The 18249-nt window shown below is 30.2% G+C and carries 11 protein-coding genes and 2 pseudogenes; 2 read left to right on the forward strand and 11 right to left on the reverse strand.

Annotated features, from left to right (window positions below; genetic code table 11):
* The first annotated feature begins 242 nt into the window (after positions 1-242).
* Positions 243-1256, forward strand: a complete 1014-nt coding sequence (locus OEV82_RS13745; RefSeq protein ID WP_263062199.1) for an LCP family protein — start codon at positions 243-245, stop codon at positions 1254-1256.
* A 95-nt stretch (positions 1257-1351) separates the two neighbouring features.
* Here OEV82_RS13745 and OEV82_RS13750 read toward each other — a convergent pair whose 3' ends face one another.
* From OEV82_RS13750 to OEV82_RS13800, 11 genes and pseudogenes are all read right to left on the reverse strand, one after another.
* A complete protein-coding gene (locus OEV82_RS13750; RefSeq protein ID WP_263062200.1) occupies positions 1352-2428 on the reverse strand; it encodes an acyltransferase in 1077 nt (358 codons plus the stop codon).
* 244 nt (positions 2429-2672) lie between these two features.
* Positions 2673-3839 carry a nucleotide sugar dehydrogenase gene (locus OEV82_RS13755; RefSeq protein ID WP_263062201.1) on the reverse strand — a complete coding sequence of 389 codons (1167 nt, stop codon included), beginning with the start codon at positions 3837-3839 and terminating at the stop codon, positions 2673-2675.
* A 140-nt stretch (positions 3840-3979) separates the two neighbouring features.
* Complete coding sequence (gene wecB / locus OEV82_RS13760) at positions 3980-5125, reverse strand: non-hydrolyzing UDP-N-acetylglucosamine 2-epimerase (protein WP_263062202.1); 1146 nt, start codon at positions 5123-5125, stop codon at positions 3980-3982.
* Positions 5126-5274: 149 nt separating this feature from the next.
* Positions 5275-6459 (reverse strand): annotated as a pseudogene (locus OEV82_RS13765) (CDP-glycerol glycerophosphotransferase family protein); the annotation flags it as partial.
* Between the two features lie 26 nt (positions 6460-6485).
* Positions 6486-7667: a CDP-glycerol glycerophosphotransferase family protein gene (locus OEV82_RS13770; RefSeq protein WP_263062204.1), complete on the reverse strand. Its 1182-nt coding sequence runs from the start codon at positions 7665-7667 to the stop codon at positions 6486-6488.
* Complete coding sequence (gene tagD / locus OEV82_RS13775; protein ID WP_263062205.1) at positions 7651-8049, reverse strand: glycerol-3-phosphate cytidylyltransferase; 399 nt, start codon at positions 8047-8049, stop codon at positions 7651-7653. The genes OEV82_RS13770 and tagD overlap by 17 nt, the downstream gene beginning before the upstream one ends.
* A gap of 276 nt (positions 8050-8325) precedes the next feature.
* Positions 8326-9345, reverse strand: a complete 1020-nt coding sequence (galE, locus tag OEV82_RS13780; protein ID WP_263062206.1) for a UDP-glucose 4-epimerase GalE — start codon at positions 9343-9345, stop codon at positions 8326-8328.
* Between the two features lie 199 nt (positions 9346-9544).
* The gene (tagH, locus tag OEV82_RS13785; RefSeq protein WP_263062207.1) at positions 9545-10351 is read right to left on the reverse strand and encodes a teichoic acids export ABC transporter ATP-binding subunit TagH; all 807 of its coding nucleotides are present in this window, start codon (positions 10349-10351) and stop codon (positions 9545-9547) included.
* Positions 10352-10366: 15 nt separating this feature from the next.
* The gene (locus OEV82_RS13790; protein ID WP_263062208.1) at positions 10367-11194 is read right to left on the reverse strand and encodes an ABC transporter permease; all 828 of its coding nucleotides are present in this window, start codon (positions 11192-11194) and stop codon (positions 10367-10369) included.
* An 81-nt stretch (positions 11195-11275) separates the two neighbouring features.
* Positions 11276-13429, reverse strand: a complete 2154-nt coding sequence (locus tag OEV82_RS13795) for a CDP-glycerol glycerophosphotransferase family protein (RefSeq protein WP_263062209.1) — start codon at positions 13427-13429, stop codon at positions 11276-11278.
* A 33-nt stretch (positions 13430-13462) separates the two neighbouring features.
* The gene (locus OEV82_RS13800; protein WP_263062210.1) at positions 13463-16210 is read right to left on the reverse strand and encodes a bifunctional glycosyltransferase/CDP-glycerol:glycerophosphate glycerophosphotransferase; all 2748 of its coding nucleotides are present in this window, start codon (positions 16208-16210) and stop codon (positions 13463-13465) included.
* Between the two features lie 380 nt (positions 16211-16590).
* Between OEV82_RS13800 and OEV82_RS13805 the strand changes: the two are divergent.
* Positions 16591-18249: pseudogene (locus tag OEV82_RS13805) on the forward strand (hypothetical protein); the annotation flags it as partial.

The following is an 18249-nucleotide window of genomic DNA, read 5'->3' on the forward strand; positions in this document are numbered from 1 at the left end:
TGTTGAATGTTGTCTCTACATTTCATTCTACAAAAAAGGACGATTTTTTTGTACCATTAAATAGCAAAAGGGCTAGACCGAAGGTCAATTAAAAATTGACTTTTCGGACAGCCCCTTTTTTTATTGGAAATATTTGAACTTGATGAATTCTTGCTTTATCAACGGGAACATTTTTGATAAAATCTTGGTAGGTTTGTTCATTAATCAGGACTAGATTTAAAAAGGAGAATTTTATTAATAAAATGGCATATACACGTCAAAATAGTAGAAAAGTTCGCAAAAAGAGAAGATTAAGAAGACGAGGAAAAGTTGTCATATTTATATTATTCATGGGTTTTCTTGCCTTTATTTCATATGGAAGTTACTTATATTTAAAAACGACCAATATGTTGGCTGACTCTTACGAAGCTGACGGACGAGAAAAGTCTGCTTTGCGTGATGCGTATGTTGATCCAACAAAAGATAATATTTCTATTTTAATTGTTGGTGCAGATTCGAGTGAAACAAGGGAAGACTTAGGTAACCCACGCTCAGATACGTTAATCTATGCAACGCTTAATAAAAAAGAAAACAGTATAAAATTATTAAGTATTCCAAGGGATTCACTCGTTTATATCCCTTACTTAGAAAAAGAAACAAAAATTAATTCGGCGTATGCAACAAAAGCGGGTTTAAATGCCACAATTGAAACAGTCGAACACTTATTAGAAGTTCCCGTTGATTATTATGTCACTTTAAATTTCGAAGCTTTTATCGACATTATTGATGCCTTAGGTGGAATTACGATAGATGTACCGTTTGAAATATATGAGCAAAATTCAAAGGACGAAGCTAATGCTATTCATTTGCTACCAGGAAGACAGAAATTAAACGGAGAAGAGGCTCTAGCTTTTGCCCGGACAAGAAAATACGATAATGATATTGAGAGAGGAAAACGCCAGCAACAAGTAATTAAAGCCGTTTTCGATAAAGCCATGTCTGTTGATGCTGTTTTAAAGGCGGGCGAAATCATCGAATCCATCGGGGATAATCTAAAAACAAACCTACGACCAAATGAAATTTTCGGTCTCATTTCATATGCAGTTAATGGAAGTGGATTGAATATTGAATCATTAACATTAGAAGGATACGATTATCAACCAGGAAGGACTTATTACTATAAACTTGATGAAGTTGCTTTAGAAGAAACGAAACGGATTTTACGAGAACATTTAGAGTTAAATTGGAATAGTTCAAGTTTAACAACAGCTTATTAGGGAGTTATTTCCCGTATTGGAAATTTCGATAATCCAAACAAAGGCACGCAGAAACTTATCTAGTTTCTGCGTGCCTTTTATTAATATTCTTCAATTTAGCTAGCTTGCCCCAGTTCCTTTTTATCTATTCTTTTTCTTTTGTTATCACCAGCTACTGTTACAATGAACGAACTAAAAGGCAGTAATTGTATTAGTTTCACAAGAAGAATAGAAAGCAAGACAGTAATAAAATACGCTAATATTATCCATCTCGTTCTATCAAATAGAAAGGGAAAATGCTCCTCTAATAACAAAAGGATTAAAGGGTGTACTAAATAGATTCCCATTGATAGATTTCCTATTTTTATAAGCCCCTCTCGAAGTTTGGCAAATTTTCCTAACAAGTAATACATGGCAGTTAAGAAAAGAAAGAACAATGGTATATATAAAAGATTAGCAACCCTTGTGGAACTGTATTGTGTAAAAGCATGATATTCATAAATAGCAAATAAAATAATCGTGAAACCAATGAACATGGTTAATATAATGTTTTCTCTTACCCATTGGGAAATTTTCTCCCAGTTCATAGCAAATAAACCACCAAGAAAAAAGTAAAATATCCAGAAAAACAACGATGAACGATCTTGTAAAATGGTATTGAGCATTTCATTACCAAAATCAAAAGGTTTTCTTATAAAGAAGTAATTGACAAAGAAGCTAACAATGGTTAGAAATATTAGCATTTGATTCGTTTTAACAAATTGTAGTATTAGAAACAAAACATAAAACTGTAATACGACAATGAGAAAATACAGATGATATTGCGCATCCCCTAATAGAAATAATTGAAAGAAATCAGCATACTTTACACCATTTTCTTGCCAGGGGAAGACATAGCTTTTGTAATATAAATATACAAAGCTCCAAATAGCAAAAGGAATTAATATTTTTTTCGTCCTTGATACCACAAACCGTTTCACTTTAAATCTGCCTTTAAAAGACTGGTTAAATAAAAGAAATCCAGCAATTACCGCAAATAATGGGGTTCCAAAACGGGATACTTGATTCAAAAACATGGTTAACCAATTGAATTGTTTCTCATCGAAATAATAAAAGCTTGCAGTGACATGTACCATTACAACCATAAGACATGCAAAACCTCTAATAAAATTCAGTTCATAGAAAAACTTCACTTTTAACGTCCTTTCATAAATATCAAATTCTCATACAAATTTAAGTTCGGGAATTTTTAAGGAAAAAAGGAACGAATAAGATGTAAAATAAAAATTGAGGAACGGTATTTTGTTTTTAATAAGCTACAATTCGAGGCCAATATTCATAGAAACTTAAAAGTCTGAAAAACTTTGAATATCGATACACTCGTTTGCCCGAAAATTAAATATTTTCGGGCAAACATTTTCCATGAAATGATTAAATTTAATCTCTACTGTATATGTCTCTAGTATATACCTTTTCTTTATAAAATTTAAGTTCATCAGACATACGGTTAGCCACAATGATATCTGCTTGTTGTACAAACTCCTCAAAGTCATTTACTACCCTAGAATTATAGAATGTCTCTTCCCCTAAGGTCGGCTCGTAAATAATGACTTCTACACCTTCTGCTTTAATATTTTTTATTACACCTAGAATTGCTGAATCACGAAAATTATCGGAATTGGTTTTCATCGTTAACCGATAAACACCCACAATTTTGGGACTACGTTTCAAAATCATTTTAGCTATATGTTGTTTTCGTGTAGCATTTGCATCCACAACGGCTTGCATGATATTATTCGGAACATCTTTATAGTTGGCTAAAAGTTGTTTTGTATCTTTCGGTAAACAATACCCTCCGTAGCCAAAAGATGGGTTATTATAGTGCATCCCAATTCGTGGATCTAATCCAACCCCTTCAATAATTTGTTTTGTATCCAATCCCCTAACTTCTGCAAATGTATCTAATTCATTAAAGAAAGAGACACGTAATGCTAAATATGTGTTTGCAAATAATTTTATGGCTTCAGCTTCCGTTGAATTCGTATATAACACCGGAACATCTTTTTTTACTGCACCTTCTATTAATAAATGAGCAAACTTTTCTGCCCGTTCAGATTGTTCACCAACGATTATTCTAGAAGGATATAAATTATCGTACAATGCTTTTCCTTCTCGTAAAAACTCCGGTGAAAATATAATATTGTCTGTTTTATATTTTTCTCTTACTCGTTTTGTATATCCAACTGGTATCGTCGATTTAATAATCATTAGTGCATCTTGATTATATATTAACACTTTTTCAATAACATCTTCTACTGAAGATGTATTAAAATAGTTTGTTTCTGGATCATAATTTGTCGGCGTTGCAATAATGACAATTTCTGCATCTTTATATGCCTCTTCATAACTGGTTGTCGCTTTTAGATTCAATTCCTTCGTGGCTAAGAATTCTTCAATTTCATGATCAACAATGGGGGATTTTCGTTTATTAATCATGTCAACTTTCTCTTGGATAATGTCAATGGCAATGACCTCATTATGTTGCGATAGTAACACCGCATTTGATAAACCGACATATCCTGTACCCGCTACTGCTATCTTCATTTATAATTCCGCTCCTTAATTAAATCTTTTATATAGTACTTTTTACCTAAAAATTATAGCACACTTTTCAGGGAAAAATGGATTAATTTTGTCAGATATGTCGTTTGTTTCTAATTTTAGGGAAAACAGTAAGTTAACGTTTATTCTCCAAATGATGCAGGTTTGCTGTTTCTTTTTCCAAAATAATAAAGTATCATCTCCACAATTCTCTGTGAGGCTTTTCCATCACCATAAGGATTTGAAGCTTGAGCCATGCGGTTATACTCATCTAAATTCACAATTAATTCTTTTCCTAATTGATAAATGATCTCTTCATCTGTTCCTGCCAATTTCAATGTCCCTGCTTCAATTCCTTCCGGACGTTCCGTTGTATTACGTAAAACAAGAACAGGTACACCTAATGATGGAGCTTCTTCTTGAATACCACCAGAATCTGTTAATATGATGTATGCACGAGATAAAAAGTTGTGAAAATCGATGACTTCTAGGGGTTCAATTAAGTGAATCTTCGAATTTTCCCCTAAGATTTCATTGGCTATCTCCCTTACAACAGGATTTAAATGTACTGGATACACAACTTGAAAACCAGGAAATTCTTTAATCAAACGTTTGATTGCACGAAACATATGACGCATCGGTTCACCGAGATTTTCCCTTCGATGTGCTGTTAAGAGAATCATCTTATCTTGACCGACTTTTTCTAATACAGGGTGACGATAGTCAGTAGAAACAGTTGTTTTTAACGCATCAATGGCAGTATTCCCCGTTACGAAAATGCCAGCTGGGTCTTTATTTTCCTTTAAAAGATTTTCCTTCGCTTGATTTGTCGGAGCAAAATGAAGATCTGCGAGTACCCCGGTCAACTGTCGGTTCATCTCTTCAGGATATGGAGAATATTTATTTCGTGTCCGTAATCCTGCCTCAACATGGCCAACAGATATCTGGTTATAGTAGGCAGCAAGACTTGCAACAAAAGTAGTTGATGTATCCCCATGGACAAGAACTAAATCAGGCTTTACTTCTTTCATAATTCGATCAAGACCGTCTAAAGCACGAATCGTAATATCTTTTAACGTTTGCCGTTCTTTCATTATATTCAAATCATAATCAGGTTGTATACCAAACACCGTTAACACTTGATCAAGCATTTCCCGATGTTGTGCTGTCACTGCCACAATAGATTCAATTTCATCTTCATGTTTTTTTAACTCAAGAACAAGAGGCGCCATTTTAATCGCTTCCGGCCTCGTTCCAAAGATTGTCATAACTTTAATTTTTTGATTCATCGTTGCCCGCCTTTCATATCGTACTATTCTTACACGGGTACATACGGTTTCATTATAGCATGTTTACACTAAGGATTATAAACACTCTGTCAGTTCTTAACAAAATCTTTAAAAACGAAAATAGACTGAAACTATTTCCTAGTCTCAGTCTATTTCCCCCATACCGTTTCAACAACACGCTTTGTCGCATTCCCATCCTCCCAAGAGCAAAACGTTTCATAAAATTCATCAAAGTTCCTAGGTAAACGTTTATTCTTCTCTAATTTATTAATTTCTTCAATTACTTCTTCAGTTGTCTTAACTAAAGGGCCGGGAGCTTTTTCTTCAAAATCAAAATAGAAGCCCCGCAAGCGATCACGATAATCTTCAATATCATAAACAAAGAAAATCATCGGTCGCTTTAAGTTCGCATAATCAAAGAATACAGAAGAATAATCGGTAATTAATAAATCCGAAACCATATACAATTCACGGATGTCTTCATGATGAGAAAAATCAAAGGCAAACCCTTTATATTCAGATACATCAATATGATTTGCTATTAAATAGTGCAACCTTAACAGTACAATATATTGATCACCTAATTGTTCCTGCATTTGTTTTAGATCTAGTTTTAGATCAAATTTATATTTCCCTTTTTCAAAATATTGGTCATCTCGCCAAGTCGGTGCATATAAAATAACTTTTTTATCCGTAGGTATCTGATACTTTTTCTTTAAGGCAAGAATATCCTTCTCATTGTTTGCATTATATAAAAAATCATTTCTCGGATAACCAGATTCAATCATTTCTTTTTTAAAGGCGAAGGCACGCCGAAAAATTTTCGTTGAATATGGATTCGGCGAGATTAAATAATCCCAATTTGCCGATTCTTTCAAAAAGTTTCGTTTATAATTTTCAATATTTGTACCTGGCATAAACACATCATCCATATCAGCTGCCAGTTTCTTAAGCGGTGTCCCATGCCACGTTTGTAAATAAACTGTATGTTTCGGCTTTGGTATCCATAGCGGCATACGGCTATTCGAAACCCAGTATTTGGCTGAAGCCATGATCAATAACCATTTAATGGATAATCTCGGAACAATGTTGACCCCTTTATCTTTAAAATTATCAATAAAACGAGGGTCAACACTCCAGTATAGTTTATACTCTGGATAATGTTCCTTCATATATTCATAAATGGCTCTTGGATTATCACTGAATTGTTTTCCTAAAAAGCTTTCAAATACAATGGTATGTTTACGAGCTGGTAACAATCCGATCATGATAAATAAAAGTTTATACACTTTTTTTGTCATTGATAGTCTTTTAAATTTTAACCACAAATTTTTCATAAACAACAACCTTTATCTTGTTATTATTCCATGTTGTGTCTTTTTAACAGATAATGAACCATATTTTCTGAAGAAAAACCTTTGGAATATTTATTCCACTTTTCTTTAAATGCTCGATATTTTTCATAATCAAAATCATTGGATTTGATATATCGTAGAATATCCTTTGTTAAAAACGCAACAGGGCCAGGCACAATATCTTCATATTTTGCCCATATGCCTGGATTTTCTTGATATTTTTCTAAATCATAAGGATAAAAGATCATCGGTTTTTCCAAAATAGCATACTCGAATGGAATGGAAGAATAATCTGTAATTAACAGATCAGAAACAACGATTAAGTCATTTATTGATGCTTTATTTGAAAAATCAAAAACAAAATCTTGATACACAAAATAGTTAATTTCCGAAATGCTTACAGATGGATGTAAACGAATAAATAAGACATACTCATCTTTCAAGCTTTTATAAAGTTGATCTATATCCAATTTCAATTGATTATCTTCTGGATTCGGCCTATATGTCGGTGCATAGAGAATGATCTTTTTATTTTTAAACTGTGGATATTTTTGATAAAACTGTTCTCTTTTCTTTTCCTGTGCTGTTTGATTATAGAAAAAGTCGGTTCTTGGATAACCAAATCGTAAAAGTTGTTCTTCTTTCACATTGAAAGCTTTTTTAAAAATGTCTGCAAAAACATCCGATCCAACAACGACTTTATGAAAATTTTGATAAACTTTTTTAATTCGCTTTTGTGCTCGTTTAGGGCGCTGTTCTACTGTTGGATCTAGTAAACCAAAATTTTTTATTGCACCGGCAGCATGCCAAATTTGAATACATTCGACACCTTTTTTAAATTTTGCAACGGACAAGAAACCATAATAATTATCCACAATAATCGTTTTTGCAGTCATCAAGTGATAGGCCGCTTTTAGTTCATGTACAAAATTTCCAGATTCAATTACGTATACTGGAACCGAAGTCTTTTCCTTAATACTATGAAAACAGCTCTCTTTACAAAGAAAAACAACTTCACCAGGAAATTGTTTATCATTTAATTTACGATATATATATAGATTATTATCTTTGAAACTGGCAACAAACACAATTTTGTTTTTTATTGGAAATAATTTAAAAAAGTTAAAAAGCAATTTATACATCAATAAATATAATGAAATGATGAATTCTCTAGCCATTGTTGACATTTAACAATTCCTTTTTCACTTTTGTTGTTGAAATATCGATTGTACGAGGTAAATAAACTACTTCACAATATTCTTTTAAGAAATCAAACTTACCTTGCCAATCATCACCCATGACAAAAACGTCAATATCATATTTTTTTACATCTTCTATCTTTTGATCCCAAGTATTTTCTGGAATCACTTTATCAACGTAACGAATTGCTTCTAACATCATTTTACGATGTTCGTAGCTATAATATGATTTTTTATTTTTTAATGTATTAAATTCGTCAGAAGATAATCCGACAATTAAATAATCTCCCATTTCTTTCGCTCTCTTTAATAAATTGATATGTCCATAATGTAATAAATCGAAAGTTCCATAGGTTAGTATTTTTTTCATATTTTACTCACCTCTACAATCATTAGTGTGTATCATGCAATTTCAAATTTACTGTAAAAAATTTTAATTCTATGATAAGCGCTTATTTACTTAATGTTAATCTTTCTAAATTATAACACATTACTATTTATATTAAAGTGAAATTTAATTCTTTTAATGTTAACAACTGGTAATAAGCAGTTGTAAATTTTTAAATCTAAATGATTTTGTTTTTTATTAAAAAAAGCAGGAAAACCAACATGTAATAAAGGGTTTACCTGCTTATATAAAAATTTATTATTTATAAATGTCAAATCCATTAGGATTTTGTAGTTGCCATCTCCAAGTATCCTCACACATCTTACGTAAATCATATTCAGCTTTCCATTTCAACATTCTTTCGGCCTTTTCAGGATTCGCATAACATATGGCTACATCTCCTGGTCTTCGCTCCGTAATTTCATATGGAATATCTACGCTATTAACCTCACTAAAAGTTTTGACAAGGTCTAATACACTATATCCTGTTCCAGTACCAAGATTAAATGCCTCAATACCTGTGTTATTATTTAAATATTCAAGTGCTTTAATATGTCCTTTGACTAAATCTACGACATGGATATAGTCGCGAACACCTGTCCCATCATGAGTATTATAATCATTACCAAATACAAATAATTTTTCACGTTTTTTTACAGCAACTTGTGATATGTAAGGCATTAAGTTATTTGGAATCCCATTTGGACTTTCTCCAATTCTTCCACTCTTATGAGCACCAATAGGGTTAAAATACCTTAAAAGTGCTATTCTCCATGAATTATCAGAATTATAAAGGTCTCTTAGTATTTCTTCAATCATTAACTTGGTTCGACCATAAGGATTAGTAGCTGATAAAGGAGCGGATTCACTAATAGGTACTTTTTCAGGGTTACCGTACACAGTTGCCGAAGAACTAAATACTAATTTTTTTACATTAAATTCTTTCATAATATTACACAGATTTAATGTCCCTGTTATATTATTGTGATAGTAGGTTAATGGTATTTTTACGGATTCACCTACCGCTTTTAATCCAGCAAAATGAATCACAGCATCAATGGAATGGTTTTCGAAAACTTTTTTTAATGCTTCATAATCAAGTAAATCGATCTCATAAAACGGAAAACTTTTACCTGTTAATTCTTTAACTCGCTTAATGGCTTCCATTTTACTATTAGATAAATTATCAACAATAACAATATCATAATTACTATCAAGAAGTTCCACTGCGGCATGACTGCCAATATATCCAGCACCACCAGTTACTAATATAGACATTATTATCCCTCTTTTTTAATATTATTTATAGTTAAAATATGTTTTAATATTTCAATTGAAAATATTAAGTCTAAATTTATTTATAAACAGTCAAAATACTTATATCACAGTATAACAAATATAAATTACTTAAAATTTTAATGGCGTTTATAAAAAGAAGGAGAGGAAAAAACACTATACTCTTTCTGAAAAACATTTATTAAACAGGGAATTTTAGGATACTTTTCTGCCTTTCATAAGCTTCTTTCCTATAAGCATCCTTTTCTAGTTTACTTTTCTTTTTCCAATTATTTATAAATTTTTCATAACGTGGTACTACTTTATTTACCTCACCAAATTCCTTGACCATTCCAAATTCCAACCATAAGACTTTATCACAAAATTGTTTTACTTGTCCGATTGAATGACTTACAAAAATCATTGTTTTTCCCATTTCTTTAAATTCAAGCATTTTTGCTAATGATTTTTCAGCAAATGCTTTATCACCCACTGACAAAGCTTCGTCAATAATCAGAATGTCTGGATTTACAGTAACACTTATTGCAAATCCAAGCCTTGACTTCATTCCACTTGAATATGATTTTACCGGTTGATCAATAAACTTACCAAGTTCAGAAAACTCGATAATATCTGGTTCCATTTCTTTAATTTCTTTTTCAGAAAATCCAAGCATCAAGCATTTTAATTCAATATTTTCACGACCGGTTAATTCCTTCTTTAAACCGGCCGAAACAGCAATTAAAGATGCTTGTCCATTTATCTCAACTGAACCAGAAGTTTGTGGTACGATCCCTGCAACAATATTAGATAGTGTTGATTTACCTGAACCATTAATACCTAAAAAACCAATAACATCCCCTTTTTCAGCTTCAAAACTCACATCAGCTAACGCATAAAAATCTTCTCCATAGCTTTTCGGTGAGATTAAATCCAAAATTCTTTCTTTATTGTTTTTATATAGTTTATACTTTTTTGTTATATTTTTTGCTATTATTGCCTTTTCCATTGTTCTCACAAACCTTTATAAGTAATCAATAAAATTTCTTCTAAATTTTACATGTAATGTTGAACCAATTAAAAATAACAACGTAACTAATAACCAGAAGTATAACGTATACTCCCAGTTTTCTATAAAGTACCATCCTGTTCCAAAAAACGCTGATCTATAGCCTTCTATTAAATAAAAAAGTGGGTTTAACTGCATAATAGTAAGTATTGTTGGATTATCAGCAAACAATGATTTTATCGGCCACAGTACCGGTGTTAAATAAAGAAACATTTTTAAAACTGCGTTAAGAAACATATGAACATCTCTTATAATCGTTGATAATGTAGAAGTGATTAACGATAAACCAAAGATCAAGCAAAAACTAGCAAAAATAAAATATATAAGTTGTAAGTAATAAATATTAATAAAAAACCCCATAAAATTCAGAATTAGAACTGAAACTAATATCATTAACAAATGCACATAAAATTCTGCAAATATAATGAAATTAGGAATTACACTCATTGGGAAATTCATTTTCGATAGCATTCCCAATCTAGAATATATTGATTTTGATCCTTTTATTGTTGCTTGGTAGAAAAAAGTCCATAGTATAAAACCCGCTAAAAGCCACGCGATAAATGGGACATTTACACCAGGAATAACCTCAATATTCTCCCGTTGGATAATTGTTCCAAAAACAAACCAATAAATAAGTATTTGTATTGAAGGATTTATTACTTCCCAAGCCATCCCTAAATAATTACTTTTGTTCTTACTTTTTAATTCATATAGGGATAGTCTTTTAATTAAGTGGAAATATTTGAGTTGTTCTTTTATTACAATGATTGTTGACTTCATTGTTTTATCCTTTCTTAACTTTACATATAAAAATTGTTAATTATTCATTATACATAAAATTACTATACAGCAAAAAGGTAATTATCTCCATTTACTAATTACATGTTTTAAAATGATTAACAACTTTGAGTTAACAAATAATTTTCTTTTCGACTTATTATTTTTTATCACTTGATATATTCTTTCACAAGCTGATTGATCTCTGTATTTTAAAAACTTTTGAGAACGTAATTTATATTCATGTTTCATTACAAAACCTTTTTCTGCATACTCTTCCACCTTATTTAATAGCTCTAATTCTTCAAAACATATCTCTCCTGGTAAGTCTTTATCTAGATCTAGATGTGAAAGTTTTCCTCCTAAGAATCGTTTACGATCGAATTGATAATATATAACCGGTTTGTTCAAAAAGCTAAAATCAAAGCCAACACTCGAATAATCTGTAATCATCAATATACTTTCTTTAATTAGGTGTTGTACATTTACTTGACCCTGGAATATAATTTTAACAAACTCTTGTTGAAAGTATTTACTAAACTTTTGCATATTCGGATGTAGACAAAAGACGATTGAAAAATTAAATTTCTTTGCTAACTGATGAAGCTTATTATTATTAATAAGTGACTTATATCTTTCAAAGTACTCACTGTTTAGAAATTCAATCTCACTAATTAACCAGTCCCTCCAAGTTGGAATAACCAGTATTTGTCGTTTTACTGCCATATCTTTTTCGAATAATGTATCAAATCTAGACAGTCCTGTAACAAACACCTGTTCTTGTTTGTATCCTAAATCATCAACAACAATTTTTTTCTCAAAGTCGGAACTTACAATAAAAAAGTCCGTTTCAAATCCAGAAGATGACTTTTTACCATAGTTTGCAACCATGTTTTTAGTCCCCATAATCCCGTGTTGTAGAAAAATTCGATCAGCCTTAACTTTATTCTTAAAACGTTCTGTTCTTATAGGATATAAGTAATCGGGATGATGGGAGGAAATAACCTTCTTAGCGATTAAAGTTTTTTTTATATGTTCTTTCGACTTAAAATTTAATACATTATCATATTTCTCTACATTTTCATATTCTGATGATGTTGGATTCATTACATAATACACTGGCATATCAGGATAGTTTGTTCTCATAAATTTAAAAAACGCGTAGCCAGTATCCTGGGCTTTATAAACCCTTTCACCTACAATCCAAATATTTTTTCTTTTGTTTATTAGTTGAATTAGCCAAGACCATCTCATGAGTCTTCTTAAATAATTAAAATGGTCTAGGTCGAACTTATAAATTTCCAAAGATAAATTTGACATTTTAAATGTATAATAAGGGTTAATTACTAAGGCACCTTGATTATTTTTAACATATAACTCTTTCAAAAATATTCTTGCACGAGTTGTTGGCCTACCTACTCTTATTGTCATTACCTCTAGTTTATCATGTAATTCCAATCGTAATAATACATCATAAACTTCTTCTTCTAACTTATTTTGTAAATCAGTGAAATTTATATCAATTTTGTATTGATAGCTATTTATAGGAAATCCATTTTTTACTTGGGGGTTGATTTGAATAAAATCAATAGTACCTACAGTTAATTCAGCATCTGTTTCTCTTCCCCGTAGAAAAACAACACCTTTTTTTATAAATGATGGACCAGATTTAATCTTCCCCTCTATTTTAAATATATTCTTTTTAGTTTTTACTTTATCTATTTGTATTTTAATTTTTCTTTCTGGTTCTGAATCAAGTGCTACAGATAAAAAACCATTATCGGAAATATAATTTATAATATAGTGATGATCTTGATAGTAAAACGACAAACCTTGGATATCAACCTGATCAAAATATCCACAAGGGATAAAAAATTCAGCAACATTATTTTTAGTCAAATAAATAATTTGATCCTTTAAGCTATCCTTTATATTTATACTTCCAGACTGTGTTTTCACCTTAAAATACCATGTATATATTTGTTCATTATTATTCAATAAATTATCCATGATCTTTTTTAAAGGAACTTTAAAAAAGAATCCACTTTTATTAAGATTCGTTACAATAGGTATTAACACACGATGATTATTTGATATTAAATACAATTGTTCTACTTTACAATCCTCGTCAGCAAAGTTTCCTGAAAACACCAGATAATGATTAGCTTGACGAATCTTTAATTTAGAAGAAGATACAGTTTTCAATTTGGAATTTTGAACATTAATAAGTTGCTTCATCTTTTATCCCTTCTAATAAAGTATCTACTTTGATTAAAATTTTTTATCTAATTTTAATATTTCATCATAAACCCTTTGAGAATTATTTTTATCAGAATAAGCAAAGAAAGAATCAATTCTTTCACGATATAAATCATCTAATTGACAATCGTTTTCAATCGCTTTTATTAATTCTCCAACCATATCATTGAAATTTTTGATTACAGGGCCAAATCCCTTTTCTTCATAATCAAAATACCCTTTCGTAAAATGGTTGCGATAAAACTCTTCCTGATCAAAATGGAAATATAAAATCGGCTTTCTCAAATATGCAAAATCAAAGCTGACCGAAGAATAATCGGTTACCATTAAACTAGATTCATTAAATAGTTTATAGTAGGTAATGTTGTCAGGATTCAGAATTTCTACATATTCATTCTGAGTAAAATCAACATATTGTTCCTTCAAAGCAGGGTGAATAACAAATTTCATTTTATATCCTGTTTCTTTTAATTTCATAAGTAAACGTTCATCATTAATTAATCCGTTATACATTTTAAAATAATCTGTATGGACAAAATCTTCGTTATATACCCTTCTTAAGTTCTTATCAAGCTTTGACGCAAGGCTCATTCTCCAAGTCGGCATAATTAGAATCTGTTTCTTTGATTCATTAACTAAACGATCGTGTCGAGGCATACCAGACAAAATTACTTCTTTATCACTATAACCATATGCTCCGTTTATAATGGATTCATATTCTTCAAATGCGGATGTTATAAATAGTTTGATGTTTTTTTGATATTTATTTAACCAGCCAGATAAATCATTTTGTGTAACTCCATGTTGAAGAAAAATATAATCAAAAGTCATTAGATCTTTATAATACATTTTAGTTGAGTAAAATGGATTTATTATAACTTCATCTGCATGTGAAGAAATTAATTTATCACTCAACAACAATAATAATTTGTGTCGATAACTTCCATAAGGTACAACTTTACCATATTTTTTCATTCTGTTAAAATCAGAACTTTTTTCAGAAATAACGAAGTATTTTTTTATTCCATCTTTTCTCTTAGTTGCATAACGAAACAATACTTCAGCATTATCATCTGCTTTATCTACTCTATCCATAAATAGGTAAATAGGTTTTTTCTTAAAGACACTTAACAGATTATAGCCCCAACGTACCAGTAGTGCTTTCTTTGCACCTGACTTTATCTTCATTAATTTAATTAATCTTTTTGTCATTCCAAATTCCTTTTTTATTCGTCTCATAAATGTATTTGGAACAACCGTTATATGTGTTTTCCCCGGATAAAGAATTAGTTTGTCTTTTGCATAGAAACTTGGAATTTTCTTAGAAAAAGGTATCCTCTGCGTTAATTTATAATTTAGCTTAACTTTCACATCGTTTATTTTTACAACAAACTCAATACGTTCTTCTTTATTAAGATCCTTACAATCAATTTCTGCTCTAAAACCATATATCTCCTTTACTACAATCCCCCATATTTTAATATCACTTAGAGGACGGCTAACTTTTTCTGTTTGTATCTCTTGATCTTTGAAGTGTATTGTTATTTCACTATCAGATGCTTCAAATCCACTTGCAAACATACCTTCTATATATATTTTATCTTCTCTTATTTCTAAGAGATTTAAGTATACACGTTGCTCGTCTAAACTATTTATCATTTTTTTGTTTAAAAAGATCTTTATATTATCTTTCAAATACAAATAGTTAAGTATATCCTTACCAGAGTCAAGGTATTTGAGTTTTAAAACAAAAATTTTATGGTGAAATTTTATATATTTTTGTGCAAAAATCACATCATCTTCTATGTGTTGTAATACTTGCGTTATAAGTTGGATAAATTCCAATTTCTGTTCTTTACTTAAAACAGATGTTGGAATTTCTTTAATTCTAAATTTCCATTGAAGATCGTACATCACAACGTTCTGTATATAACGAGAAACATAACCGTATTTATTTAATGACATATCAATTAATGCTTTTGAAAAATTAATCACACTTGCATTATACCAAGCTTCAGAGCTATGACTTGTTTGAATAGCCGACGAACCACTTTTTCGAATCCTATAATAATATTTTGCATTTGAAAGGACACCATATTTACCTTTTTTAAGAATAATTTCAGTAACGAACTTTGCATCTTCACCATATTTAAGAGACTCATCGAATCTATGTTGTTGAACCTGTTCGTTAGAAATAAATGCACTACTAACATGCAATTGAATTTTGGAAGGTGTTTCTTCAATATCTATAATTTGTGTTTTAGCAAATTTTGCATTTAGCATATGTTGTCCTTTTCTTGCTTCAAAATAGAATATCGGTAAGCATACAACATCAATTTCTTCTTTATGCTTTGAATAATACTCATATACTTTTTCTAAGGCATCTTTCGCAAGAATATCGTCTGAATCTAAAAAGTTGACAATTTCCCCAGTAGCATACTCGATCCCTTTATTCCGAGCACTACTTACGCCACCATTTTCTTTTTTTACATATAAAATATTTGATGGATATTTTTTCTGATAATGTAAGCAAATTTCTTCACTATTATCAGGACTTCCATCATTTACTAAAATCACCTGAACATGTTTTTCAAAATTTAAAGTTTGATTTATTATACTTTCAATCGTTTCTTCTAAATAATCCTCAACATTATAAATAGGGATTATTATTGAAAAGAGATATTGTTTACTTTTAATACTCCCATATCTAGCTTTTAATTTTTGTTCTAACGATGTCCCAAACTCTTTATCACGTACCATATTATTTACCTCTTTCTAAAATCAATAATCTAATAATTAATTGAATTTGATAATCCAAAACCGTCTAGTTATAATTTAAAAGTTAGCGTTATTTTTATACATATATAAGTTATAATCCATTTAAAAATTAATACATGTTTGAAACGAGCAATTTCATGACTTAATCCTTATAATATTCTAATATACTTAAACGACAGTTACAATTAAATTCTAACTAAAGAATGATTACAAACTCATCCAGTAAATAGTATTTGAAGACTAGACAGCTTAAAATTTAGGCTAATATTACTATTTTTCGCTTAACATTAAAAAGATTTTCTGAGATAATACAATTTAGTAGCCTCATTAGACTAATTTATTTAATAAAAATAATAGAAGGAGTGATAGAAATAGTAAAAAAGTTAGCTATCTTTACATTATCAGCAATACTTACAATACAACTTACTAGTATATCAGTTTTTGCCTCTACTAACGAAAATAATATTATAAATTCAACTAACGAAATACATACAGAAGAATCAAATGTTCTCACTGAAGGAGAATTTGGAAATAGTAAAGAAAATAAAACTAGAGAAAAAATTGAAGAAAATGGGGATGAGCTTGGAAAAGAGGATAACGAAGAAAGTGAGAATAGTGAAGATACTTTAAATGAGGAAATAAAAGAGAATTCTTCTATAACCGATATAAACAATACCAATGTAAAACAAGTTGAAGAATTTCCACTTGAAAATGAAGTTGAACAAAATAAAGATGAATTAAATAACAGCAAAAATACAATTGATGAAATTTCTGAGGCAACAGAAGAGGAAAGTTCTAACAAACTAAATGAAGTAGAGTATGTTGAAAGAGATAAATCGATAGAAGCTAAAATTACTCAATCTTCTATAGTATATCAAGGTATTGCTTTAAAAAACCCTACTTATGTTTATTCAGAAACAAATTTAAATTCTACACCATTAAAATCTTATGAAGAGGGAACTATATTATCTTTTCAATCCTATTCAGACGACTGGTATGAGGCTACAGTATATTTAAATGGGACTTCTAAAAAGGGATATATTCATAAAAATCACGTCGAAACTGTAGATACTTCAAATCAAAAAAACTTACAAGGAATTGCGTTAAATAATCCTACAAAAGTTTTTATGAAAGCTTCTACATCATCCAATACTTTAAAATCTTATAGTAAAGGTACTATACTGAAGTTCAAAACTTTCTCATCAGAATGGTATGTTGCTACAGTTGTGGTGAATGGAGCAGCCCAAACTGGGTATATTAATAAATCTCATGTTGAAACTGTAGATACTAGTAATCAATTAGACTATAAAGGAATAGCATTAAAAGACAAAACATATATCTACAAACATGCATCTACAGATTTAGGATACTGGAAGTCCTATGAAAAAGGCTCAATTTTAAGTTACAAATCGTACTCTTCAGAGTGGTATGTTGCTACAGTTTATGTTGATGGTATAGCACGTACTGGTTATATTTCAAAATCTGATGTAGAAAATTCCTACGGTAATCAAGAAGACAAAAAAGGGATAGCACTAAAAAATCCTACAGTGATATACTCAAAAGCAAATTTAAATTCTTCTATAATTAAAACATATTCAACTGGGGAAATATTAAAATTTAAAACTTTTTCAGACAACTGGTATGAAGCAACATTTTATATTAATGGTGTGGCACAAATAGGTTATATTCATCATTCAGATGTTGATCTTATATTCGATAAACAAGAAGACAAAAAAGGGATAGCATTAAAAAATCCTACAGCAATTTACTCAAAAACCAATACTAGTTCTACTAAAATTAAAACATATTCAACTGGAGAAATATTAAGATTTAAAACTTTTTCAAACAACTGGTATGTAGCAACTGTTTATATTAATGGCAAGGCACAAGTTGGTTACATTCATCATTCAGATGTTGATCTTATATTCGATAAACAAGAAGACAAAAAAGGGATAGCATTAAAAAATCCTACAGCAATTTACTCAAAAACCAATACTAGTTCTACTAAAATTAAAACATAT

The sequence above is a fragment of the Pallidibacillus thermolactis genome (assembly GCF_025660415.1).
Taxonomy (GTDB): domain Bacteria; phylum Bacillota; class Bacilli; order Bacillales; family Caldibacillaceae; genus Pallidibacillus; species Pallidibacillus thermolactis.

Coding starts and splice junctions, on each gene's coding strand:
- tagH (WP_263062207.1), bottom strand. CDS start 10,351: ATGGAAAAGGCAATAATAGCAAAAAATATAACAAAAAAGTATAAACTA.
- OEV82_RS13770 (WP_263062204.1), bottom strand. CDS start 7,667: ATGTCAACAATGGCTAGAGAATTCATCATTTCATTATATTTATTGATG.
- OEV82_RS13790 (WP_263062208.1), bottom strand. CDS start 11,194: ATGAAGTCAACAATCATTGTAATAAAAGAACAACTCAAATATTTCCAC.
- OEV82_RS13745 (WP_263062199.1), top strand. CDS start 243: ATGGCATATACACGTCAAAATAGTAGAAAAGTTCGCAAAAAGAGAAGA.
- galE (WP_263062206.1), bottom strand. CDS start 9,345: ATGTCTATATTAGTAACTGGTGGTGCTGGATATATTGGCAGTCATGCC.
- tagD (WP_263062205.1), bottom strand. CDS start 8,049: ATGAAAAAAATACTAACCTATGGAACTTTCGATTTATTACATTATGGA.
- OEV82_RS13795 (WP_263062209.1), bottom strand. CDS start 13,429: ATGAAGCAACTTATTAATGTTCAAAATTCCAAATTGAAAACTGTATCT.
- wecB (WP_263062202.1), bottom strand. CDS start 5,125: ATGAATCAAAAAATTAAAGTTATGACAATCTTTGGAACGAGGCCGGAA.
- OEV82_RS13755 (WP_263062201.1), bottom strand. CDS start 3,839: ATGAAGATAGCAGTAGCGGGTACAGGATATGTCGGTTTATCAAATGCG.
- OEV82_RS13800 (WP_263062210.1), bottom strand. CDS start 16,210: ATGGTACGTGATAAAGAGTTTGGGACATCGTTAGAACAAAAATTAAAA.